Annotated in this window: 21 protein-coding genes and 1 riboswitch; of the genes, 20 read left to right on the forward strand and 1 reads right to left on the reverse strand. The window is 45.5% G+C overall.

The window, feature by feature from the left end:
* Window positions 1–107 precede the first annotated feature (107 nt).
* From SBI19_RS06470 to SBI19_RS06540, 15 genes are all read left to right on the forward strand, one after another.
* A complete protein-coding gene (locus tag SBI19_RS06470; protein ID WP_317966138.1) occupies window positions 108–509 on the forward strand; it encodes a TIGR03826 family flagellar region protein in 402 nt (133 codons plus the stop codon).
* Between the two features lie 123 nt (window positions 510–632).
* A complete protein-coding gene (gene flgM, locus SBI19_RS06475) occupies window positions 633–917 on the forward strand; it encodes a flagellar biosynthesis anti-sigma factor FlgM (protein WP_317966140.1) in 285 nt (94 codons plus the stop codon).
* Between the two features lie 18 nt (window positions 918–935).
* On the forward strand, window positions 936–1,433 hold the full coding sequence (locus SBI19_RS06480) for a flagellar protein FlgN (RefSeq protein WP_317966142.1): 498 nt from the start codon (window positions 936–938) through the stop codon (window positions 1,431–1,433).
* Window positions 1,434–1,504: 71 nt separating this feature from the next.
* Window positions 1,505–3,040, forward strand: a complete 1,536-nt coding sequence (gene flgK, locus SBI19_RS06485; RefSeq protein WP_317966144.1) for a flagellar hook-associated protein FlgK — start codon at window positions 1,505–1,507, stop codon at window positions 3,038–3,040.
* Window positions 3,041–3,134: 94 nt separating this feature from the next.
* The gene (gene flgL / locus SBI19_RS06490) at window positions 3,135–4,043 is read left to right on the forward strand and encodes a flagellar hook-associated protein FlgL (RefSeq protein ID WP_317966146.1); all 909 of its coding nucleotides are present in this window, start codon (window positions 3,135–3,137) and stop codon (window positions 4,041–4,043) included.
* Window positions 4,044–4,057: 14 nt separating this feature from the next.
* Window positions 4,058–4,627, forward strand: a complete 570-nt coding sequence (locus tag SBI19_RS06495; protein WP_317966148.1) for a DUF6470 family protein — start codon at window positions 4,058–4,060, stop codon at window positions 4,625–4,627.
* 78 nt (window positions 4,628–4,705) lie between these two features.
* Entirely contained in the window at window positions 4,706–5,119 is a 414-nt protein-coding gene (gene fliW, locus SBI19_RS06500) for a flagellar assembly protein FliW (protein ID WP_317966150.1), read from the forward strand.
* A 3-nt stretch (window positions 5,120–5,122) separates the two neighbouring features.
* Complete coding sequence (locus tag SBI19_RS06505; RefSeq protein WP_317966152.1) at window positions 5,123–5,359, forward strand: carbon storage regulator; 237 nt, start codon at window positions 5,123–5,125, stop codon at window positions 5,357–5,359.
* A gap of 124 nt (window positions 5,360–5,483) precedes the next feature.
* Window positions 5,484–6,302: a flagellin N-terminal helical domain-containing protein gene (locus tag SBI19_RS06510; RefSeq protein WP_317966154.1), complete on the forward strand. Its 819-nt coding sequence runs from the start codon at window positions 5,484–5,486 to the stop codon at window positions 6,300–6,302.
* A 69-nt stretch (window positions 6,303–6,371) separates the two neighbouring features.
* Window positions 6,372–7,421, forward strand: coding sequence for a glycosyltransferase (locus tag SBI19_RS06515; RefSeq protein ID WP_317966156.1), 1,050 nt, complete (start codon window positions 6,372–6,374; stop codon window positions 7,419–7,421).
* A gap of 67 nt (window positions 7,422–7,488) precedes the next feature.
* On the forward strand, window positions 7,489–9,303 hold the full coding sequence (fliD, locus tag SBI19_RS06520) for a flagellar filament capping protein FliD (RefSeq protein WP_317966158.1): 1,815 nt from the start codon (window positions 7,489–7,491) through the stop codon (window positions 9,301–9,303).
* 22 nt (window positions 9,304–9,325) lie between these two features.
* Window positions 9,326–9,679, forward strand: a complete 354-nt coding sequence (locus SBI19_RS06525; protein ID WP_317966160.1) for a flagellar protein FlaG — start codon at window positions 9,326–9,328, stop codon at window positions 9,677–9,679.
* A 9-nt stretch (window positions 9,680–9,688) separates the two neighbouring features.
* Entirely contained in the window at window positions 9,689–10,081 is a 393-nt protein-coding gene (gene fliS / locus SBI19_RS06530) for a flagellar export chaperone FliS (RefSeq protein WP_317966162.1), read from the forward strand.
* Window positions 10,078–10,449 (forward strand): hypothetical protein, encoded by a 372-nt coding sequence (locus tag SBI19_RS06535; protein ID WP_317966164.1) that lies wholly within the window; start codon window positions 10,078–10,080, stop codon window positions 10,447–10,449. Before fliS ends, SBI19_RS06535 begins: the two co-directional genes overlap by 4 nt.
* A 75-nt stretch (window positions 10,450–10,524) precedes the next feature.
* Window positions 10,525–10,604: riboswitch (cyclic di-GMP riboswitch) on the forward strand.
* A gap of 63 nt (window positions 10,605–10,667) precedes the next feature.
* Window positions 10,668–13,562: an IPT/TIG domain-containing protein gene (locus SBI19_RS06540; RefSeq protein ID WP_317966166.1), complete on the forward strand. Its 2,895-nt coding sequence runs from the start codon at window positions 10,668–10,670 to the stop codon at window positions 13,560–13,562.
* 220 nt (window positions 13,563–13,782) lie between these two features.
* Here the strand turns inward: SBI19_RS06540 and SBI19_RS06545 are convergent, their stop codons facing one another.
* A complete protein-coding gene (locus SBI19_RS06545) occupies window positions 13,783–15,678 on the reverse strand; it encodes a glycosyltransferase (protein ID WP_317966168.1) in 1,896 nt (631 codons plus the stop codon).
* A 247-nt stretch (window positions 15,679–15,925) separates the two neighbouring features.
* On the opposite strand from SBI19_RS06545, the gene SBI19_RS06550 reads away from it, so the two are divergent.
* The 5 genes from SBI19_RS06550 (at window position 15,926) to prfB (ending at window position 22,256) form a co-directional block, all read left to right on the forward strand.
* Complete coding sequence (locus SBI19_RS06550) at window positions 15,926–16,939, forward strand: class I SAM-dependent methyltransferase (RefSeq protein WP_317966170.1); 1,014 nt, start codon at window positions 15,926–15,928, stop codon at window positions 16,937–16,939.
* A 131-nt stretch (window positions 16,940–17,070) separates the two neighbouring features.
* Window positions 17,071–17,268 (forward strand): cold shock domain-containing protein, encoded by a 198-nt coding sequence (locus SBI19_RS06555; protein ID WP_110041885.1) that lies wholly within the window; start codon window positions 17,071–17,073, stop codon window positions 17,266–17,268.
* 297 nt (window positions 17,269–17,565) lie between these two features.
* A complete protein-coding gene (gene hpf / locus SBI19_RS06560) occupies window positions 17,566–18,111 on the forward strand; it encodes a ribosome hibernation-promoting factor, HPF/YfiA family (protein ID WP_317966173.1) in 546 nt (181 codons plus the stop codon).
* 272 nt (window positions 18,112–18,383) lie between these two features.
* Window positions 18,384–20,897 carry a preprotein translocase subunit SecA gene (secA, locus tag SBI19_RS06565; RefSeq protein ID WP_317966268.1) on the forward strand — a complete coding sequence of 838 codons (2,514 nt, stop codon included), beginning with the start codon at window positions 18,384–18,386 and terminating at the stop codon, window positions 20,895–20,897.
* A 239-nt stretch (window positions 20,898–21,136) separates the two neighbouring features.
* Window positions 21,137–22,256 (forward strand): peptide chain release factor 2 gene (gene prfB, locus SBI19_RS06570; protein WP_317966175.1). Its coding sequence is split into 2 segments (ribosomal slippage): window positions 21,137–21,208 and window positions 21,210–22,256, totalling 1,119 coding nucleotides; the frame shifts between segments, so codons are not numbered across the junction.
* Window positions 22,257–22,327 lie beyond the last annotated feature (71 nt).

Here is a 22,327-nt window from a genome sequence, read left to right on the forward strand (position 1 = left end):
AAGCTAATTGTATAATCGACACAAAACCTCTATGAAAATACCATTCATCTGCGTTAAAATAGGGCTAATCAAACGAAGCGGCCGTATGGGCCGAGGGGGATGACGTAATGAACATTGACAACTGTCCTCGCTGCGGAAGACTATACACGAAGAATGTCCGTGATATGTGCCCGGCTTGCATCAAAGAACAAGATCAGAAATATGAGATGTGTGCGAACTATTTGCGCCAAAACCGCGGCGCTACCATCTATGAGCTGTCTGAAGCTACCGAAGTCAGCATCGCGCAGATTACGCGTTTTATACGTGAAGGTCGTATCTCCCTTATGGATGTACCAAACATGGGCTACCCATGCGAGACGTGTACCAATCTCATCCGCGAGGGCAATCTCTGTGAGTCCTGCCGTTCGCGGCTGATGAAAGATATTAACAAGCTCAATATCGATAAAGACAAGTCGTCTTTTGCGAGCAAGAACAGTAACGGGACCTACCAGACCTATGGACGTGAGTAGGACGACCTATCATTTATACACTTTTTGCCTTCTATAAAAAAATCCAATATACTGGCCGATAATACAAGTAGTTGATTATCGGCCAGTTTTATTTTTAGGCCTGAGTGAACGGAGCGATTAATAATGAAGATCAATGAAACCCAGCGGCTTGGAGCCGTCAATCCATACCGTAACAAGAACGACCTGCGCGCTGCCCAGACGAATAACAAGCAGAAGCGCGACAATTTGCAGATTTCCTCTGAAGCGATGGAAATGCTGCAATCGCAGAATGTCGAGAACGCAAAGTCGCCTGAGCGTCAGAAGCAGCTCGACGAGCTGAAGAACCAAGTGTCGACAGGCACTTACCATGTGGAGTCCGGCAAGCTGGCAGAGAAGCTGCTTCCTTACCTGTATCGGAATAAGAACTAGAAGCGGGTGTGACATCGAATGTCAGTACAGGTCATTTTAGATATTTTGCAGAAGCAGACCGAGGTATACGAGCAGTTGCTCGAACTTGCCATTCAGAAGACGCCCGTACTCGTGAGCAATGATGTAATGCAGCTTAATGCAATATTGCAGCAGGAGCGTAAGCTGGTGAAACGGTCAGAGGAACTAGAATTCTCGCGTATGCAGCATACGAACATATTTTTCGCCAATATGAGATCGCACTATCGTCTCGGTAAGCTCAGTGAGTTGATTAAAGCAGTCTCCAATGCGGACGATAAAGTTGCCTTATCCCGCTGTCACCGAACATTGATCGAACTGCTAGATGAGTTGAAAAAGAAGAATGATCAGAATCAACAACTGATTCAACAATCGCTATCGTTTCTCGATTTCTCTATTCAACTGCTTACCGATGATCCTAGCGATGAATACACCTATAAGCATCCACAGTCGCTTGCATACGGGAAGTCGCAGAGCTTCGGACTTGATATCAAAAGGTAAAGCGATACGTGCATGAATTCGGAGCGCCAGTTGTTGGCCGCTACAATAAGAGACAGTAAGGAGTGTAACGGATGAGATCGACATTCCATGGCATAGAAACGGCCAAGCGTGCCCTGTTTACAGAACAGGCGAATATCAGTACAACCGGCCATAATATATCGAATGCGAACACCCCAGGCTTTTCCCGCCAGCGCGTTAATCTGGTAGCTTCACGTCCGATCGAAGCGCCAGGTTACATGAGAAGCAACATCCCTGGCCAGCTTGGCACAGGTGTCGAGTTTACGTCTATTACACGAGTGCGTGAGAAATTCCTTGATGACCAGTTCCGCAACGCTAATCGCAGCCTCGGCGAATGGTCAGTTCAATCGGACTCGCTCAGTAAGCTGGAGACGGTATTCAACGAACCATCCGATTCCGGTGTGCGCACCGTTATGGATAACTTCTGGAAATCATGGACCGACCTCAGCAAAGATCCCGAGAGCATTACCGGTCGCAAAATCGTCCGCGAAAATGCGCTTGCTCTCGTTGACGCTTTCAATGAGACGAACAAGCATTTGACCGACCTAAAGACGGACTTGACAACGAATATTAATACGATGACGACGCAGATTAACTCGATCTCGAATTCCATTGCTGACCTTAACCTTGAAATCAAGCGTCTTAAAGCTTACGGTGACAATCCGAACGACTTAATGGATGAGCGCGACTATCTGGTTGATCAGCTATCCGAGATGGTCAACGTCAATGTGGTAGATACGGAAGATGGATATGACGTATCAGTAGGCGGTACTATGCTCGTCGATGGGCTAAATTCGCCAGGCACCACGGTCGCCGCGCTTGAAGCACAGTTTAACGGTGGCGGTGTCGTCGGTGGTAAGATCGAAGGGTTAATTATATCGCGCGATCAAATCATTACGGACTACCAGAGCCAACTGGACGCGATGGTGGATACGCTAGCGAACGGTGAAATTACGGTTACGCTCCCAGCAGGCTCGACCTATCAAGGAACGATGCTAGCGGCCGACCAATCTGTTACGGTCAAAGGGATTAATGGTCTACACCAGCTTGGCTTCCTGTTCAATACGCCACCGGCTGCGCCGCAGCAAGCAGGCGACATCTTTGTAACAAGTGACGGATCGCCAACGTTCACGGCTGAGAACATTCGCCTAAGCCAAGCCATCATTGACGATCCGATGAACATCGCGACCTCGATGCGTACGGAAGTGCTTAATGGCGCGAGCGAGACGATCAAAGGCAATAATACACTAGCGAATCTGATGGCGGGCTTGAAAGAAACGAAATTCCAGTTCTCGCCTGTCGCGAGCCAGAATGGCATTGCGAACGGCACGATCGACGAGTTTTATGCTTCTATGATTGGACAACTAGGTCTTCAGTCCCAGGAGGCGAATCGCCAAGCGACCAACCAACAGGACATCGTTACACAGGTTGATTCGCGCCGGCAATCGGTAAGCGGCGTTTCGCTCGACGAAGAGATGTCGGAGCTCATTAAGTTCCAGCATGCCTATTCAGCTGCGGCACGCTTCATGACTACAATTGACGAGACGTTGGACAAAGTTATTAACGGCATGGGTGTAGTGGGACGTTAATCACATTTTTAGTGGTTCAATATGGGGCGGGCATCGGTAGCCCGCTCTTGTTCTAAATGAATCAGCCAGCCTATATTCCGAGGGGGAACCGAACATGGCACTTCGCGTAACACCAGGCATGATGCAGAGCCAGCTCATGCGCAACATCAACCATAACCTGACCCGCATGCAAGGACAGCAGAACGAATTGTCGACCGGCCGGAAGCTGAACAAGCCTTCGGATGATCCCGTGGGCATTACTTACTCGCTTCGCTATCGCAGCGAATTGTCGATGAATGAGCAGTATGATAAGAATATAACACAAGCAAAGGCGCAGTTGGAGCACACGGATACAGTGCTTGGACAATTGAATGATATTGTTCAGCGGGTACAAGAACTAACCGTTCAGGCTTTGAATGATACAAATCCGCAAACCGCATTAGATGCAATTGCAACGGAAGTTAGTCAAATATATCAACAAGCTATAATGATAGGGAATGATCAGTTAGGTGGCAAATATATTTTCAACGGACAACTAACAGATAAGGTTCCGTACGATTCGGCAACAGCTTCACTCGCAACGGCGCCTGACACGGATGATCAAAATATTTATGTAAAATTTGCCGCCGGTGTTACGGTTGCTTCAAATGTGACAGGCGGAGAAGTATTTGGTAAGACGGCAGATGCTGATAACTTGTTCAAGGTGCTGAAAGATATACAGAATGCTCTGTCGCCAACGGCTGACAAAGTGGCGCTATCGAATGCTTATACGCAGCTCAATAGTCGTTATGACAAAATTATTAACATTCGCTCGGAAGTTGGTGCTCGCATAAACCGTGTCGATCTGATCGATCAGAGGTTGCAGGATTTGGATTTGAATTTGACCTCGCTTCAGAGTAAGACGGAAGATACAGATATGGCTGAAACGATATTAAAATTTAATCAGGAAGAGGCGGTGTATCAAGCATCGCTATCTACCGGTGCAAAGATTATCTCGCCTACGTTGATTGATTACTTGCGCTAAAAGGAGGGTTGTTGGTGAATGAGTTAAGGTTATCCATTCGGCAGACTTATGCTGCGATTGGCATCGACAGCGAGCCAACTAAACAGCAGATGCACATGCCTCAAGGAGATCAACAAATTCAGCAACCATCCGCTAAGATGGACTTTGAAACTACCCTGCCGCAACTGAGCATCGATTCTTCAGAAGCATGGCATGCATTAGGCCATGGACCTAACTTAGAGTGGAGCAGTGCGATATACAGCCAAATGAAATCGATCTTTCTGCAACAATTGGCAAAGCAAGTTGAGGAAGGGAAACGGTTGGCGGACATAACGAACCCCAGAAGCGCATTTGCGGATCTTGCGCAGGATGCATTGTTTCGGCCTAATCCGGTTAATTATCAGACGGTATCACCTGGATACCTTAATGTACGTGTGGGATATAATTCGGGTTCGGTTCGAACGGATATCGATGCGTCTCCCGTACAACTGGATTATACTCCACATAAAGCAGAGATCGAAGCCCAAAGAGGCAGACTTGATATTTATTTGCGCCAGAAAAATTCTATCGAGATAAGTGTAGTTCAATACGATTTGTATAAATAATGCTATAGCGATATTGCTATAGCATTATTGCTTGTAGGCAATACTACACGCAGCTAGGAAATGGAGGGTGAACGATTCATGAGAAAATGTTTGAATAACTTTCGTTTGGATTTCGGTCAAAGTATAGTTGGATTTGAACAGTATAGGTATTTTCAAATTAACGGATTTGAAGAGGAAAGCAAATTCTGCATTTTACAGAGCGAGGGGGATTCGAATATTGGGTTTGTCCTAGTATCGCCCTTTGAACAATATCCTGAATACGAAGTTCAATTAAGCGAAGAGATTATAGAAACATTGCGTATAACGAGCCCAGAAGACGTGGCAGTTTTTAATATCGTTACGATCAGGCATCCATTCGAATCTTCTACGATTAACCTGTTTGCACCACTTGTTGTCAATGTCCAAACAGGCGAAAGCAGACAAATATTGCTGAGCCATACAGCCTACTCGATTCACTCCCCTATTTTTCCGCAGCGAAGCGAGGTGGGATAGTCGGTGCTGATTCTGAGCAGAAAACGAGGTCAATCGATCGTTATTAATCAAAATATCGAGATATTTATAACTGCAATTGATGGTGATCAAGTTAAGATAGGGATCAGGGCTCCGAAAGAGTATGCAATCATTCGAAAAGAAGTGATAGATGACGTCCGATCATCAAATCATAATGCGTTGTCGAAAACAGTTGACATAGATCAATTGAAAAAATGGGTACAAAGTCGCGGTTTAGAGTGAAAAACTAATAAATAAATCGAGAATGCTATAAAGAAACATTGTGATCCCTCCGATAATAGTAGTGTAGGGCAAAAAGCCCCGTTCCACATGGAAGTGGACAATACATTTCAGGGAGGAAATTCAAATGATTATCAACCACAATCTTAATGCAATGAACTCGCACCGTAACCTGGCTTTTAACAACATCCAACAAGGCAAATCCAGCGAAAAACTTTCGTCCGGCTACCGTATTAACCGTGCTGCTGACGATGCAGCTGGTCTTTCGATTTCGGAGAAAATGCGCTCCCAAATTAAATCGATGAACCAAGGTATGCGCAATGCTCAAGATGGTATCTCGATGGTACAAGCTGCTGAGGGTGCAATGAACGAAGTTTCCGACATGCTGACTCGCATGAAAGAACTGACGGTTCAAGCGAACAACGGTACGTACAACACGACGGACCTTCTGGCTATGGATGATGAGTACCAAAAACTGGCTACTGCAATCGATGACATTGCTAATAAGTTCCAGTTTAACGGCAAAAAACTTCTCGACGCTTCCGGCGGTAACATCACGATCCAAACAGGTGGTGGAGCAGCAGATACGGTTGTTGTTAACTTCACACCAATCGATATCAAGAAAGCAACGCTTGCTATCGCGACGGGTTCGTTGGGAACTGCTGGCGTACCTGCATCGGAACTGACGGCTGTTGACGCGGCTATCGAGAAAGTAAACACGGCTCGTTCGACGCTGGGTGCTTTCCAAAACCAACTGGAACACGTGTACAATAACGTAGGCGTAAACGCAGAGAACCTGCAAGCGGCTGAATCCCGTATCCGTGATACGGACATGGCTGCAGAAATGATGCAGTACACGAAATTCAACATCCTGCAACAAGCTTCTACGGCTATGCTCGCTCAAGCAAATCAAGCTCCACAAGGCGTATTGCAACTTCTTCGTTAATCATTTGCGCAAAAGGAGGCCCTCCATTTTACTGGCGGGCCTCTTTTTCTATCCGAGGACTGGTGATATATGATGATCAGCGTTTGTTTAATAGTTAAGAATGAAGCTCACCAATTAACAAGATCTCTAAAGAGCATACCATCAGAATGCGAAATAATTGTTGTGGATACAGGCTCAACCGATGGAACTGTAGATGTAGCTAAAGAAGCAGGTGCTCGTCTTTTTCACTTTGAATGGAACGATGACTTTTCGGCAGCAAGAAACTATTCGATCTCGAAAGCGACAGGGAAGTATATATTTATTATGGATGCAGACGAGGAGCTTTCGGAAGATTGGTTGAGCAAGGTGGAGGCTCACGTCGAAGAGTATCCACATGAAGCAACGACTGTAGTTATACATAATATCGGTAACAAGGAAACGTCCCGTCATCGAATGGTTCGACTATTCCCTAATGATTTCCGTTATCGATATAAAGGCAGAGTCCATGAGCAAGTGTATTGCAATAACGAGATCGCTTCGGCTGTCCATAGTGATTTAGAGATTATGCACTATGGATATGTAGAGGATGAGTATGAGAATAAAGGAAAGTTTGACAGGTATCTCGCGTTATATATCCGATCGCTTGAAGAGGACCCCAATGACGGGTACATGCTGTACCAACTAGGCAAATTATATTACTCGGCTGGAAAGTATCGGGAAGCATACGAACCGTTGGCAAAATCTGCTGACTTGCAGCAATTCGAGATGTTGTACTATGCGCCAATGGTAGTAATGCTAGGGTATACGCTGAAGGAATTTGGATATAGCAAGGAAGCTTTTGAACTATTAGAGCCTCTTCTGTCCTTGTACCCTAAGTTTCCTGATCTGCCCTTTGCTTTAGGTATGTTGGCAATGGAAGCGGGGTTATTCGATCGAATCGAAGAGTGCTTTAAGTTAGCCCTGTCTATTGGTGATACGGACAAATATACGTCCATCTTAGGCGTAGGTACGTTTCGGTCATCCCATAACCTAGCCGTTTTTTATGAGGTGTGCGGCAAACTGGAGCTAGCGAATCAATATTATTTAAAGGCGGCGTCTAGTGGATTTGAACCTTCAATCTCAAGAATGAGTTTAAAATAAACTAAAAAAAACCATTACATCTTACGATATATATAGTAACAATATATATTTCGGAGGGATATCAATTATGGTGATGCGAATTACTGGTCTTTCGTCAGGGATGGACATTGACAAAATGGTAAGCGATTTAATGAAAGTCGAGAAGGTCCCGCAAGACAAGCTTCGGCAAAAAAAAGAGCTCTTATCGTTTCAAACCATTCTGTATCGTGAAATCAATACAAAGATGGCAGCGTTGAGAGATGCGCTGAACAATGTTCGGTATAGCAGTAATGTGACTGGTTTCAAGGCTGCAGCATCGAGCAATGAAGTGTCGGTTGTTGCCAATTCAGCCACATCGGCCTCCAGCCACACGATTCAAGTCAATGAATTAGCCACCAATTCAAAATTAACAGGATCCGCAGGGGTAACGAATTTTGGACTGGTTGGAACGGCTTATTCAAGCCAAACAATCGATACGACAAACAATAAAATCGTGTTGACTGTTGATAACTCTGCAAAAGTTATTACGTTGACTCCTAAAGCCGGAGGGTATACCGTCGATGAAATGAAGGACGAACTCCAGAAACAAATCGATAGTACGTTCGGTAAAAACATGGTAACGGTCGGGGTGAATGGAGGGGCACTAGAATTATCGCCAGTAGCGAAATCTGGGTTCACTCCTCAGGTAATCGTTAGTGGTACAAATACGTCTGTCCTTGGATTTACAAATGGCCAATCCTATCGCTTTTCAGTAGGGCAGACGATTGGCGATTTGGCTACGTCTAACAAATTAACAGGATCAGGATCATTGGCTACATCAGGTCAGTTTCAGATTACTGGTAGCGGCGGTACAGCGACGATTGATTACGTTCCCACGGATTCGATTCAAACCATTATGAATAAAGTCAATGCCTCTGCTGCCGAGGTTACGATGACGTATGACTCCGTCAACGATCAGTTTGTTATGAAGAGCAAGAAGACTGGCGTTGCTACGGGGATTTCTGTACAGGATGTTACCGGGAATCTTATGTCGACCTTCAAGATGGAAACTGCAACTGCTGCAGTAGGTAAAGATGCGTCATACATTCTTGATAACGGTTCTGTGCAAACGAGCGCAACAAATTCAATCAGTACGGGCGATGGTACGACAATCACGTTCAATAATACAACGACATCGCCAATCACGATTACAGTGGCTAGCGACCCGTCCGCGGTTATTGATAAAATCAAAAAGTTTGTTACGGCTTACAATGATATGATTGACCTTGTTAATACACGGCTTTCCGAACAAAAGGAAAAAGGGTACCAACCGCTTTCAGATGAACAAAAAGATGCGATGAACGATGAGGATATTGCAAACTGGAATAAAAAGGTCCAGCAAGGCTTGTTGAGTAACTCGCCTATACTGAAAAAGATTAAATCGTCGTTACGAGAAGTTTTTAGCGATACGGTAAGCGGGCTGGACCCGGCGTTTAGCACATTGTCTTCGGTCGGTATCACAACGGTGCCATACGTCACAGGCGTACCGCAGAACGCCGGAAAACTACAAATAGATGAAGATAAGCTAAGGGATGCAATTCTCCAAAACCCTGATGCAGTAAATAAATTGTTTACTAACAATCCAGGATACGAGAGTCAGCAGGGTGTTGCGGTAAAACTGTACAACCGGGTGGATTCTTTGCTGGGTAATCTGATCGATCAAGCCGGTAGAACAGGCGGAAAAGATGATGATATTACCACTGTTATCGGAAGTCAGATCAATAAGCTAAATCTAAAAATCACCGATTTTACGGCTCTTCTAAATAAGAAGGAAGATAACTACTATCGTAGATTTACAGCGATGGAGCAAGCAATAGAAAAAGGTAATGCTCAGATGGCGTGGCTATCTCAACAATTAGGATAAACGGAGAGGAGGGGGCTTGACTATGGAAATACAGTCCAAGTCGGTCTCACTGCCGTCGCCGGCCGCAAAGGCAACGGTTGAACCGATTAAGTCGAGTGGCATGTACTACGAACTGAAAGAAAAGAGCAAATTCTCGATTTTGAGCATAAGCGAAAAAGTGTTATATGACTCGATTGTTAAGGCGAATAAAGCGGTACAAGGAACGGAGCATGAGTTCAAATATAAGATTCACGAAGCAACGGGACAGGTCATAGTGCAAATCCTGAATAAAGAAACGCATGATATTATACACGAATTGCCATCAGAAAAGTTCATTGATCTAGTGGAGAAACTAAAAGAACTCACTGTGGGTGCTATCATCGACGAGAAGAGGTGAAGAGTGGTTATGCTTCCCGTACAAAACAATTATTTAAACGCCCAAGTGCAAACCAGCACTCCTGGAGAATTGACGCTACTATTGTATAACGGATGTATAAGGTTTATTAAACTAGCCATTGTTGCAATTGATAAGAAAGATATTATCGAAAAGCATAAAAATTTAATCAGAGCGCAGGACATTATCGATGAGCTGCTCTCTACGTTGAACATGGATTATGAGATTTCGCACAATCTTAAGAGTCTTTACACTTTTCTTCATAGCAAGTTGCTCGAAGCGAATGTGAAAGTAGACCGAGATGCAGCTGAGTGGTGTTTGAAAATGATCACAGAACTGAGAGATACCTGGTTGGAGGCTATTAGAAGCCTAAGAGTAGATGAGAAAGTGAAGACTTCCGTATGACATTATCCAATGCTTATTCCCCAGTAGAATCGCTGCTTAAAGAGTTGCTTGTTGTGACAAATACTATCGCTGAACTGGATCTGAAAGAAGTAGCAAACGATAGTTTGCTACTTTCTTTTCGGATTCGACAGGTGGAATTAAGAGATTCAATTAGTCATGCAATACAAGGAACGATGTTGACGGAGACAGATAAGATAATCGTTGCACAGTGCCTTGAGATTGAATATACCATCATGAACAAAATGCTATCTATACAAGAGGAGAACAGAAGTCATCTCAGAATGCTGAATAATGGAAAGTTAACTAGAAATGCATATCAATACGAACGCGCGTCGAATATGGGTTATTTCATTGATCAGCATCAATAAATAGGAAAATGTACTCATAAATAGATTGGAATTTTTGTTGTTTTAGAATATAATGGTTTTAAATAACTGATTAATTTAATAACTTAGCAAAACTATAGTGATATAGTGACGCAAAGCCATGGGTCTCTGGAACCGGAGATTGCCAGGTTGCATGTTTGAGGTAGAGAACAATAGCAACCGCTATTGTTTTTTATTATAAAAAAATAGGAGGGTTTAGAATGGTGAGAATAAAGCAAACTGTAATTGTGATTCTATCACTTTGCATTGCTTTGTGCGGTTTATTCGTGCCAAAGACAGATGCAGCAGTAAATGACTATGTTTCTGTAACAAAGACTTTAGATAAGACGACGATGACGACAGAAGAAGAGGCTACGGTAACATTGAATATTTCAGGGACGCCCCCCGTTAATGTTGTCATGCCGAGCGACGTTATCTTGATCATCGACAAATCTGGTAGTATGCTCCCTTCTTACAACAATGGCGAAGATAAGATGACTGCTGCAAAGGAAGCAGCAAAAGGCTTTATTGATCTTATGGACATGAACTATCACCGCGTAGGAATCGTAGACTTTTCTTCTTCTAATACAATTGGTACCTTCCCTCTCACGACGGACAAGGATGCGGCAAAAAATTATATAAACGGAATTACCGCAAATGGTAGCACGGCAACTGGCGATGCGATCCAAGTTGCGACTTCCCTATTAGCCAACCAACGTCCCGATGCTCAGCCGGTTATCGTTATCATGACAGATGGTGATGCGACGCAACCTACCAACGATCCATATGGATATGCAAAGCAACAAGCGCAAGCAGCAAAAGATGCAGGAATCGTCTTCTATACGATTGCGCTTTTAAAATCGACGGATGATCCTGATTCAAGCGGACCCAACGTTCTCCTTAAAGAGATGGCTACTACCTCTGCACATCATCATTTCGTGTTAGGCTCCACTGGTCTTAGCGATATTTATGCTGCAATCGTTAAAGAGATTGGTATGGCAAGTGCATATGATGTCAAAGTAACGGATATCGTAGATCCGAATTTTGAAATCGTACCTGGCTCGGCAGACAACAATATACCTAAACCGACCATTACGGGCAACACTTTAACGTGGGATTTTAAAGAATTGAAAAACAGCGTACTTTCTTTTACTTATAAGATACGTCCTGTAGATAAAACGAAAGCAGGTACATTCCCTGTATCGAATGTAACGTCATCAATAACATATAAGGACTACGCAGGCGCTGCTCGCGTGAAGAATATCCCTACCGCGAATATTACGGTTAAGCTTCCTGCTCCTGTCATTACATCGCTTGAACAGGCTTCAGGTCACCCAAGGGGCGGAGAAACTGTTACAATTCACGGTAAAAACTTCGTTAACGGCGCTAAGGTGACATTTGGTACGGCCAGTGCAACGAATGTATCCTTCGTGGACAGCAACACGATTACGGTTACGAGTCCAGCCGGCGTTCAAGGTACGGTAACCGTAACTGTCCAAAATCCAGATTCACAAAAGGCAACCGCACAATATCAATACAAAACAAATCCTACGGTAACCAGCATCACACCGAGCAGTGGTCCGTTTGATGGCGGGAATACTGTGGAAATTATCGGTGCTTACTTTATGCCAACCGCTACTGTGACAATTGGCGGACAAGCAGCAACTGTTACGTACAGACTCAATACAACGAACCTTCGCGTTACGGCTCCCAAGGCATTAGCAGCGGGGCCTGCTGACGTAACAATCACGAATCCGGATGGTACAAGCGTAGTTGTGACAGGCGGATATACATATGATCCGGCACCGATTACGGATCCGATTATCTCGAGTATTTCTCCGAATACAGGGCTAGTAACCGGCGGTGATATTGCCGTCATTGACGGTAAGAACTTTAAATCGGGTATGAAAGTATACATTGACGGTAAAGTTGCAACAACGACATATGTATCCGATACTCGTCTGCGTGTAACGATTCCAGCAGCGAGTCAACCGGGAGTAGTTGATGTGGCGGTAGCAGATCTAGCGGGAAATCTCTTCAAACTTCCAGCGGCATATACGTATACGGCTATTCAATACCCTACACCTACTGTTACCTCCATTAGTCCTAATAAGGGCTTGATTGCGGGCGGAGATATTGCATTCGTTGACGGCACCAATTTTGTTAGTGGAGTTTCTAAAGTTTCGATCGGCGGGAAGGCGTTGACAACAACTTTCGTTAGTTCGACGAGATTGCGCGTAACCATTCCTGCAGGTGATGCGGCTGGGAAAGTCGATGTTGTTGTTACGAACAATGATAAGGTTTCAACCTTGACTGAAGGTTATGAGTACACGCTCCCTGTTATCTTGCCAGTAAGCGTCACGTCGCTCACGCCGAACAACGGATTGATTACCGGTGGTACAGTGTTATACATTGATGGCACGAACTTTGCTTCAGGCGCGAAAGTCTACTTCGGAAGCACGCAGGTTTCAAGCACATACGTCAGCTCGACTCGTCTGCGTGTCACGTCGCCGGCTGCGGCAACACCAGGAAAAGTAGATATTACGGTAACGAACCTGGATGGAGGAACGGGAACGCTGACGCAGGGATTTGAGTATACCGTATTGACGCCTACCATTACCTTATTGACGCCGAACCATGCTAATAAGGTTGGCGGTGATATCATCTTTGTTGATGGTACGAATTTTGACAGCACGGCTAAGGTAACGATTAACGGAATTAATGCAACGACGGCATTTATTAGTGCTACTCGCTTGAGAGTCACAGTACCGGCCAGTGCGGTGGTAGGAACTGTTCCACTGGTCGTAACGTTAGGCAACGGACAGGCGGTAACTACTTCATTTACGTATGATAGCGGACCGGTATTGCCAGCGCCTACGATTACGAGCATGTCGTTATCGAGCGGTGCTGTAGGCACAATTTTCTTTGTAGATGGTACGAATTTTACAGGCAAGGCCACTGTTTATTTTGGCACTACTAAAGTAACAACTACTTATGTGAGCGCATCGCGACTTCGAATTGCTGTACCTTCCGGAGTTGGAACGGGTCCGATAAGTGTGACAGTAGTCAATGACGACGGACAGGCAAGTAACGCAGTAACGTTTACAGTCACTTAGTGAGTGTATTAAACGCCCACTCTGGGCTGTAACTACGGTTGTGGGCAGCAATGAGTTAGTTAATTAGAAATGGCGGTTCAGGGGTCATCCCTAAACCGCCATTTCTATTTTTCTACGCAATCGAAAGACACTGATGAAGCGTCAGCGGTCGCCTTTGCTGCCGCACGAGGTCAGCAATAGATCAGAACCTGGACTAACTAGTAGGGGCGAGCAACCCCTACTACCTACCTAAGCCTGGGAACCCACTCATATGAGGAAATAACCTTAAATATTCGTTGCATAACTCGTTAAAAGATTCAGAAGGTAATCCTTCTTTTAATAGTCCTATCATTTGAACCGATGGTTGTTGTCTAAAAGCTTCAATGAAAAAAGGAGAGGCTCCTTCCGAATCTCCGTTATTTAGATGCCATTGTCCTACGTTGAGCATTCCGTTAGATTCCAGGGCATTGTTTCGTAGTAGTACCTCGAATAATTCTAAAGCATCGGCTAAATTGCCACGTTCATAAAGCCAGTTTGCAATCGTATTTAGTGTACTGGCATTAGCCATACTCTCAATTAATATCAGATAATGTTCATTGAATCCAAATAAATACAGCTGTTGCAACACGGCCGATAACTCGGTTTCGTAGTAGGTGACACTTTCAGGGTCCCAAGAGCGGCCATGAAGCACATCAAGCACAAGCTTAGTTAGTTCGAGATATCTTTCATCTTGAAGGATAGCCGTGCGCAAATCCCCGGTAACAATATTTACGAATGCGGCCAGCTTATCTGGCAAAGCGATGTTTTGATCGATCGATAGGGGTTCTTTCTTTAAAAGGGCGAGCGTAACTAAATCCTGATAATCAATTGGTTGTTTTGCGGAATAAATGTGCTGCGAATAGTGCCATGCTAGCTGTTCGTTGCCTATCGATAAACTGATTTTGAAAAGCATTACGGCATTCATTGATTGTTGAATCGGATAAATCTGCTCTAAGTAGGCGATGACAGTGTCAATCGGTTGACGTGCTGTAACTTGTTCTATTAAGCGACTTAGTACTCTCAGGTTTTTATTTTGATGCTGTAAGAGCTGATGCCAGTGATGAAGGGCTGTATCGATGTCACCAAGTTTAAAAAAGATTTCACCCAATAGTTGATGTGGAACGATGAATCCGTAGGTGGGCTGGACAGCCCAGAAAGGCTCATTCTGATTTTGTTGGCGGTCAGCTACTTGAATGCATGACTCTAAAACATTAACAGATCGTTTTTGAAACCCTAATGTTTCGAGCAGAATGCCCTCCAAACATAAATAATCGGTTTTGTTAGGCATAAGTTGCTGCATATTTTTAATGAGTCCAAAAGCATCGGAGTAATTTCCGAGTGAGATTTCCAGAGAAATATAACGGTCCATAAGGTGTGGAAACCAAGTGTCTGTCGGTTTAGTATGTTGAGAAGCTAGTCGATAAGCATTACGAGCCTCTAACGGTGAACCCTTGTAATATTCATTGCCTAAAATGAAATTGTAGTAAGGGTCCTGACTATTAGAGGCAGTATGCATTTTGCTGAGAATCGCCATGTTCCTGGCCGATTTATTTTTTTTATGCAAAGTCTCGTCGGTATAACCCGTATGATGGATTATGAACGATATGGATTGCAGGGCAACGGGGCCGTGGTCAGAAATAAGTTGCTCGTGAATTGGATTTTGATATCGGATGGTTCGATGATTATTAAACAATCGTGCCCCTGATGACTCCATGATGTTCGTTTCGTCATAGCCGTTACCTATTCTATTGTATATTCTCGTAATAAGTGCAATTGGCGTGTCAGTACGAGAAGCAATCAAGTACTGGCGCAACTCATAATGTCCGTCTGATTGAATGAACTCGTCCGCATCTAGAACTAAAATCCATTCGCCTGTTGCATAACGCAGGGATTCATTACGGGCAGCCGCAAAATCATCATTCCAAATGAAATCATATACATGATTAGTGTATCGTAATGCAATTTCTTTTGTGTTGTCTGTAGAGCCGGTATCTATAATGATGATTTCATCAACCAAGGAAGTAACACTATCGAGGCATCTTTCAAGCGTATCGGCCTCATTTTTTACAATCATACATAAGGATAGTAGAGTTAGCATTATAAGTGCTCCTTAACATCATAGATGATAAGTATATTATACCAGTTAGAGGATTAATGATTATATAAGATTTTAATGCAATTAAAGATTGTGTCTTAAGTTCGAAGAAGGAATAGCCGAAGTAATGGTATAGATGCAATTGTGGAGAAGGTACGATGTTATCAATCTATTTATCCATTTAATGCTGTTCATTGACGGCACTGACGAACAACTCATAATGAACTAGACAAGAAGGTAGGGGTAAATAGTGAATCTGATACAAGAAGCAGAAATACTGCTAGCTACGGACGAACGTGCGGCACTCAAAAAATATATGCAGTCCATTGAATTCGAGCCGGATTTTGCTCCAATGGCTTGTTTTAGAATCGGAGAGATCAGTAATCGAATGGGAGAGGCGCTAAATTCATTTCAGTATCATGAGATGGCTTATAAGCTAAACCCCGGTTTTTCCGAAGTTATCGTTCAACCGGAGCATCCTTCGTATGTATACGTATATAAGGAGCCGGTTGAGCATAAAGTGACCAAATGTCCGCTCTGTGGTTCGGGAGGCGCGCCGTATGCCGCTTTCAACGTAACGACTTCTATTGATTTTCTTCATGGTTTTCATCCTGTTCGTCTTTGGATGGCTTGTGATGATTGTCATCATCTATTCGCTCACAATTACCCTGTGCAACTGAACGACATCCTGTCGAATAGTGCGTTTGAGTTTAATTTGAAGCCGAAACCGCATTTATTCCCGCTGCTCAGCTCCATCGTAATGAATATAACCAATCTGGCGCCCGGCAGGAAACTCCTTGAGGTCGGGGTAGGCGCAGGAGAGTTCTCTGCTGTCGCTAAAGAGTTTCTATTTGATGTGACTGGGTTGGATATTCGGTCGGCGTACGCCAAGGCCGTATCGGAAATGCTTGATATTCCCGTATATACCAGCGACTTTGATGCTTTTGAGTCTGTTGACGGGTATGATGTAATCGTAATGGGCGATGTTATTGAACATATGGCAGACCCGCTACGAGCATTGCGGAAGGCGCATAGCCTACTTAACGATAATGGTGTGCTATGGATCTCAACACCGAATTTTGAAAGTGCCTTCTCAATGGTTTCCAAGGATAAGGATCCTATGTGGCGCATTGTTGAGCACTTGAATTACTTCTCTTATCGTTCACTGGGGCTATGGCTGAACAGAATTGGATTCGAAGTCGTAAATTACAGTGTTTCTTCTCATTACAATGGCTCAATGGAAGTTACTGCGATTAAGCGATAATACAAGAAAAACAAACAATGTATCCGTTTTCAAAAAAATGTTTGACAATTATATGAAGTCGGGTTATATTCGTGTTGTGGGCCTAACATCAAGGCCGGACACAGCATTTGAAGATGAAGGGAATGTTATGCATGCAAGGTAAAGTAAAATGGTTTAACGCAGAAAAAGGCTATGGATTCATCGAGACGGAACAAGGTGGCGACGTATTCGTACACTTCTCCGCTATCCAAGCTGACGGCTTCAAAACGCTGGAAGAAGGCCAAGCTGTAGAATTCGACATCGTCGAAGGCGCACGCGGTCCACAAGCTGCAAACGTAGTTAAACTGTAATTATCGGCTTACTTATAAGCCAACTTCATAGATGGTGTCCACACCAGACATGAGCGACAAAACCCCGGGATCTCCCGGGGTTTTTATTTTACCCTAACATACCGTCCTTGAAAATACTCGATTCGATATATTCCATCAATTAACTAATAAGAGGAATGTAGAATTTAAGCGACTAGACTCGGAATAGAGCAGCTTTTTCGTAATCATTTTTCAGAAAATTCACAAATAACAGAAAATACTTATGTTCGTAGCTCTCATCATATGTTATAATAAGATCAAGTAAAGGAGGAGTGCCCCATGAAATACAACATTCGAGGTCAAAACCTACCAGTGACGGAAGCGCTGCGCGAGTACGTCGAGAAGAAGATCAGCCGCCTGGAAAAGTATTTTGAAGCACCAATCACCTCCGAAACAAATGTTACCCTTTCGGTAACCAAAGGATATCACGCAGTCGAAGTTACGATACCGCTTACAGGTGTCATGCTGCGGGCAGAAGTGAAGAGCGAGGACATGTATGCTTCGATTGACGAAGTGGTGGACAAACTGGAACGTCAAATTCGGAAGCATAAGACGAAGGTTAATCGCAAGATCCGTAGCGAGAGCGGTCTCCGTACGTTCTTCAAGGACTCGGGATCTGCCGCACGCGTATTGGAAGAAGAGGAAGACTTCGAGGTTGTCCGTACGAAGCAAGTTACACTGAAGCCGATGGATGTGGAGGAAGCGATTCTTCAGATGAACATGGTTGGACACAATTTCTTCGTCTTCGCGAATGCGGATACCAAAGAAGTGAATGTCGTTTACAGACGCCATGACGGCAGATACGGGCTTATTGAACAGAGCTAGTATATTAATGAAACGAAAATATATGCAACTCCTATTCGGGTAAACAAAAGCCCCTTTTCCTTACAGGAAGAGGGGTTTTCAACTATAATGAAACAATTGAGACCTAAGGCAATATTGGAAACGCTATTCGGCTCATTGCGACAAGGTTCACAAACTGTTACAATTTATGCATTAAGAGATAGCGTAATGGTCGTCATCTGTTTACTCGGCGGCCGCTGGGACAGAAGATAGACATAAGTTTGACGTTTATAGAAAAGGAAGGGCGGTTGCTGATGCTCGGATTGGTGAAGAAAATATTCGGCGATGCGAATGAGCGCGAAATTAAACGGTTGATGCGCACCGTCGAGGAGATTAACGGAATAGAGTCGCAGTTCACAGGGCTGTCTGACGAACAACTGCGCGGCAAGACGGTGGAGTTCAGAGCGCGCCTGGAGAAGGGCGAGGATCTGAACGACCTGCTGCCTGAAGCATTCGCGACCGTTCGAGAAGCAGCCAAGCGTACGCTCGGCATGCGTCACTTTAACGTGCAGCTGGTCGGCGGTATGGTGCTGCACGAAGGTAAAATCGCGGAGATGAAAACGGGTGAAGGTAAAACGCTCGTCGGTACGCTTCCTGTCTACTTGAACGCACTGCTCGGCAAGGGTGTGCACGTGGTTACGGTCAATGACTACTTGGCACAGCGCGATAGCGCACTCATGGGTCAAGTCTATGAGTTTCTCGGCTTGACGGTAGGCTGTAACCTTCACGGCCTGACGCATGCACAGAAGCAAGAAGCGTATGCTTGCGATATTACGTATGGTACGAACAACGAATTCGGCTTCGACTACTTGCGCGATAATATGGTTCTTTATAAAGAACAAATGGTTCAACGTCCTCTCTACTTTGCAATCATTGACGAAGTGGACTCCATCCTCGTCGATGAAGCAAGAACGCCGCTTATCATCTCTGGTCAGGCAGCGAAGTCGACGGAAATGTATTTTGCAGCCGATCGTTTCGTGTCGCGCCTGAAGCAAGAAGAGGACTTCACGATCGATATCAAGCTTCGTAACGTTACGCTGACGGAAGCGGGCGTCGAGAAGGCAGAGAAAGCATTCGCGATCGAGAATCTGTTCGACCATGCGAACGTACTGCTCAACCACCACATCCAACAAGCGCTCAAAGCGCATAATATTATGAGACGTGACGTTGATTACGTCGTTCAAGACGAAGAAGTTGTCATCGTCGACGAATTCACCGGTCGTCTGATGGCTGGCCGTCGTTATAGCGATGGTCTGCACCAAGCGATCGAAGCGAAGGAACAGATCAAGGTACAGAACGAGAGCATGACGCTCGCGACGATCACGTTCCAGAACTACTTCCGTATGTACCGCAAGCTAGCCGGCATGACCGGTACGGCGAAAACTGAGGAAGAAGAGTTTAAGAAAATTTACGGCCTTGAGGTCGTACAAATCCCAACCAACCGAACGAACATCCGTAAGGATACGCCAGACGTCGTATATAAATCGGAGAATGGCAAGTTCAAAGCGGTTGTCGAAGAAATCGTCAAACGCCATGCGAACAATCAGCCAGTCCTCGTCGGTACCGTATCGATCGAGAACTCCGAGCGCGTATCCGAGATGCTGAAGAAACGCGGCGTTCAGCATAAGGTGCTCAACGCGAAGTACCATGCGGAAGAGGCGGAGATTATCTCGCACGCTGGCCAATGGGGAGCGGTTACGATCGCAACGAACATGGCTGGCCGCGGTACGGATATTTTGCTCGGCGAGGGCGTAAGCGAACTCGGCGGTCTCCACATTATCGGTACGGAGCGCCATGAGAGCCGTCGGATCGATAACCAGCTTCGCGGTCGTGCAGGCCGCCAAGGCGACCCGGGCTCCTCGCAGTTCTATCTGTCGCTCGAAGATGAGCTGATGCGCCGTTTCGGTGCTGAGAACATTATGGGCATGATGGAGCGCCTCGGCTTTGACGAGGATCAGCCAATCGAGAGCCGCATGATCTCGCGTGCGGTTGAATCGGCTCAGAAACGCGTCGAGGGCAACAACTTCGATATGCGTAAAGTGGTCTTGCAATACGACGACGTGATGAACCAACAGCGCGAAATCATTTACAAGCAGCGCCGTGAAGTGCTGGAGTCGGAGAATATCCGTCTGATCATCATTGATATGATCAAGCCGGTTATCGAACGAATCGTATCTGCGCACTGCGAAGGCGACATTCCAGAGGAATGGGATCTGCAGGCAATCGTCGACTATGCTCATGGCAACTTGCTGCAAGAGGGTACACTGACGAAGGATATGCTGTGGGGCAAGGAGCAGGAAGAAATTATCGAGCTGCTCTATGGCAAAGTCGAGAAGCTGTATGACGAGCGCGAAGAGCAAATCGGCACCGAGACGATGCGCGAGTTCGAGAAGGTTGTCGCGCTTCGTGCAGTAGACTCGAAGTGGATGGACCATATCGACGCGATGGATCAACTTCGCCAAGGTATCCACCTTCGTGCATACGGCGGTACCGATCCGCTGCGCGAGTATCAATTCGAAGGCTTCGAGATGTTCCAAGAGATGATCGAGAACATTCAAGAAGAGATTACCAAATATATCATGAAGGCTCATGTCGAGAACAACCTTGAGCGTCAAGAGGTTGCGAAGGGTCAGACGGAATCGGGCGGCAGCGGCGAACCAGCGGCGAAGCGTCCGGCCAAAGCGACTGACGCCGATCGCATCGGTCGGAACGATCCATGTCCATGCGGCAGCGGCAAGAAATATAAGCTGTGCCACGGCAAAGCTTAAGAGCAGCAAAAGTTAACGATCATAACGTTTAATGCTCAATAAAGTTAATGAGCTCAATGCTTAATGCCGACAAAGCTTTAAGCGATGAATCATTAACATGATAGCTGTAAGGAACAGATGGCGGACGCGCATAGCTTCAATCGCGCGCTCCGCCTCTGTTCACATCCGTACGCTGCAGGGCATAGCGTGTAGCATGCATGCACGGCATGGAAACATACGATTTTGAGGTGAAGCGAACCATGATAGACATTAAGGTCAAGCAGGACCTGCGTGAGATGGCGAAGCGACTCCAAGAGCTCAGGGGGTCTCTTTGACTTCGATCTGAAGCAGGAGATGATCGCCAACTTCGAGGAGAAGATGACGGCGCCGGATTTTTGGGACGATAATGATAAAGCGCAATCCATTATCGCAGAATTGAATGCTGTGAAATCGACCGTCGAACGGTTCGAGAAGCTCTCTGCCGACCATGAGGACCTAGCGACGATGCTGGAAATGGTGGAAGAGGAAGCAGACGAATCGCTTGAAGCGGAGCTTACACAAGGCGTGCAATCGCTTGTAGAGCGTATTAGTGAATTCGAGCTTACGCTGCTGCTCAACCAGCCGTATGATAAGTTGAACGCAATTTTGGAGCTTCATCCAGGTGCAGGCGGCACCGAGTCGCAGGATTGGGCGCAAATGTTGTACCGTATGTATACGCGTTGGGCAGAGAAGAGCGGCTTCAAGCTTGAGCTGCTTGATTACTTGGATGGCGATGAAGCAGGAATCAAGAGCGTTACGATTTCGATCAAGGGCTACAATGCATATGGCTACTTGAAAGCTGAGAAAGGCGTTCACCGGCTCGTACGTATTTCGCCGTTCGATGCTTCGGGACGCCGCCACACGTCATTCGTTTCGTGTGACGTTATGCCGGAGATCGACGATGATATCGAAATCGAGATTCGTACCGAGGACCTGAAGGTCGATACGTATCGTGCAAGCGGAGCGGGCGGACAGCATATCAATAAGACGGAATCGGCCATTCGAATTACTCACATTCCGACGGGTATCGTTGTATCCTGCCAGACGCAGCGGTCACAGATCCAGAACCGCGAGCAGGCGATGAAGATGCTGCGCTCCAAGCTGTATGAGCAGAAGATTGAAGAACAGCAGAAGCAACTAGCTGAAATCCGGGGCGAGCAGTCTGACATTGCATGGGGCAGCCAGATTCGTTCTTATGTCTTCCACCCATACAGCATGGTCAAAGACCATCGTACAGGTGTAGAGACTGGTAATGTCGGAGCGGTGATGGATGGCGATATTAATGCATTCATCGATGGATACCTGCGCAGTCAAATTCGGCAAGAGACTTCAGGGGAGTAAGGAATAAGCTGTTCGTGAAATTGCTATCGGTCAGACAATTTATCTTGTGTGTCTAGTTGTAAGATTAGAAT

It is taken from the genome of Paenibacillus sp. CCS19 (assembly GCF_033239625.1).
Taxonomy (GTDB): Bacteria; Bacillota; Bacilli; order Paenibacillales; family Paenibacillaceae; genus Paenibacillus_T.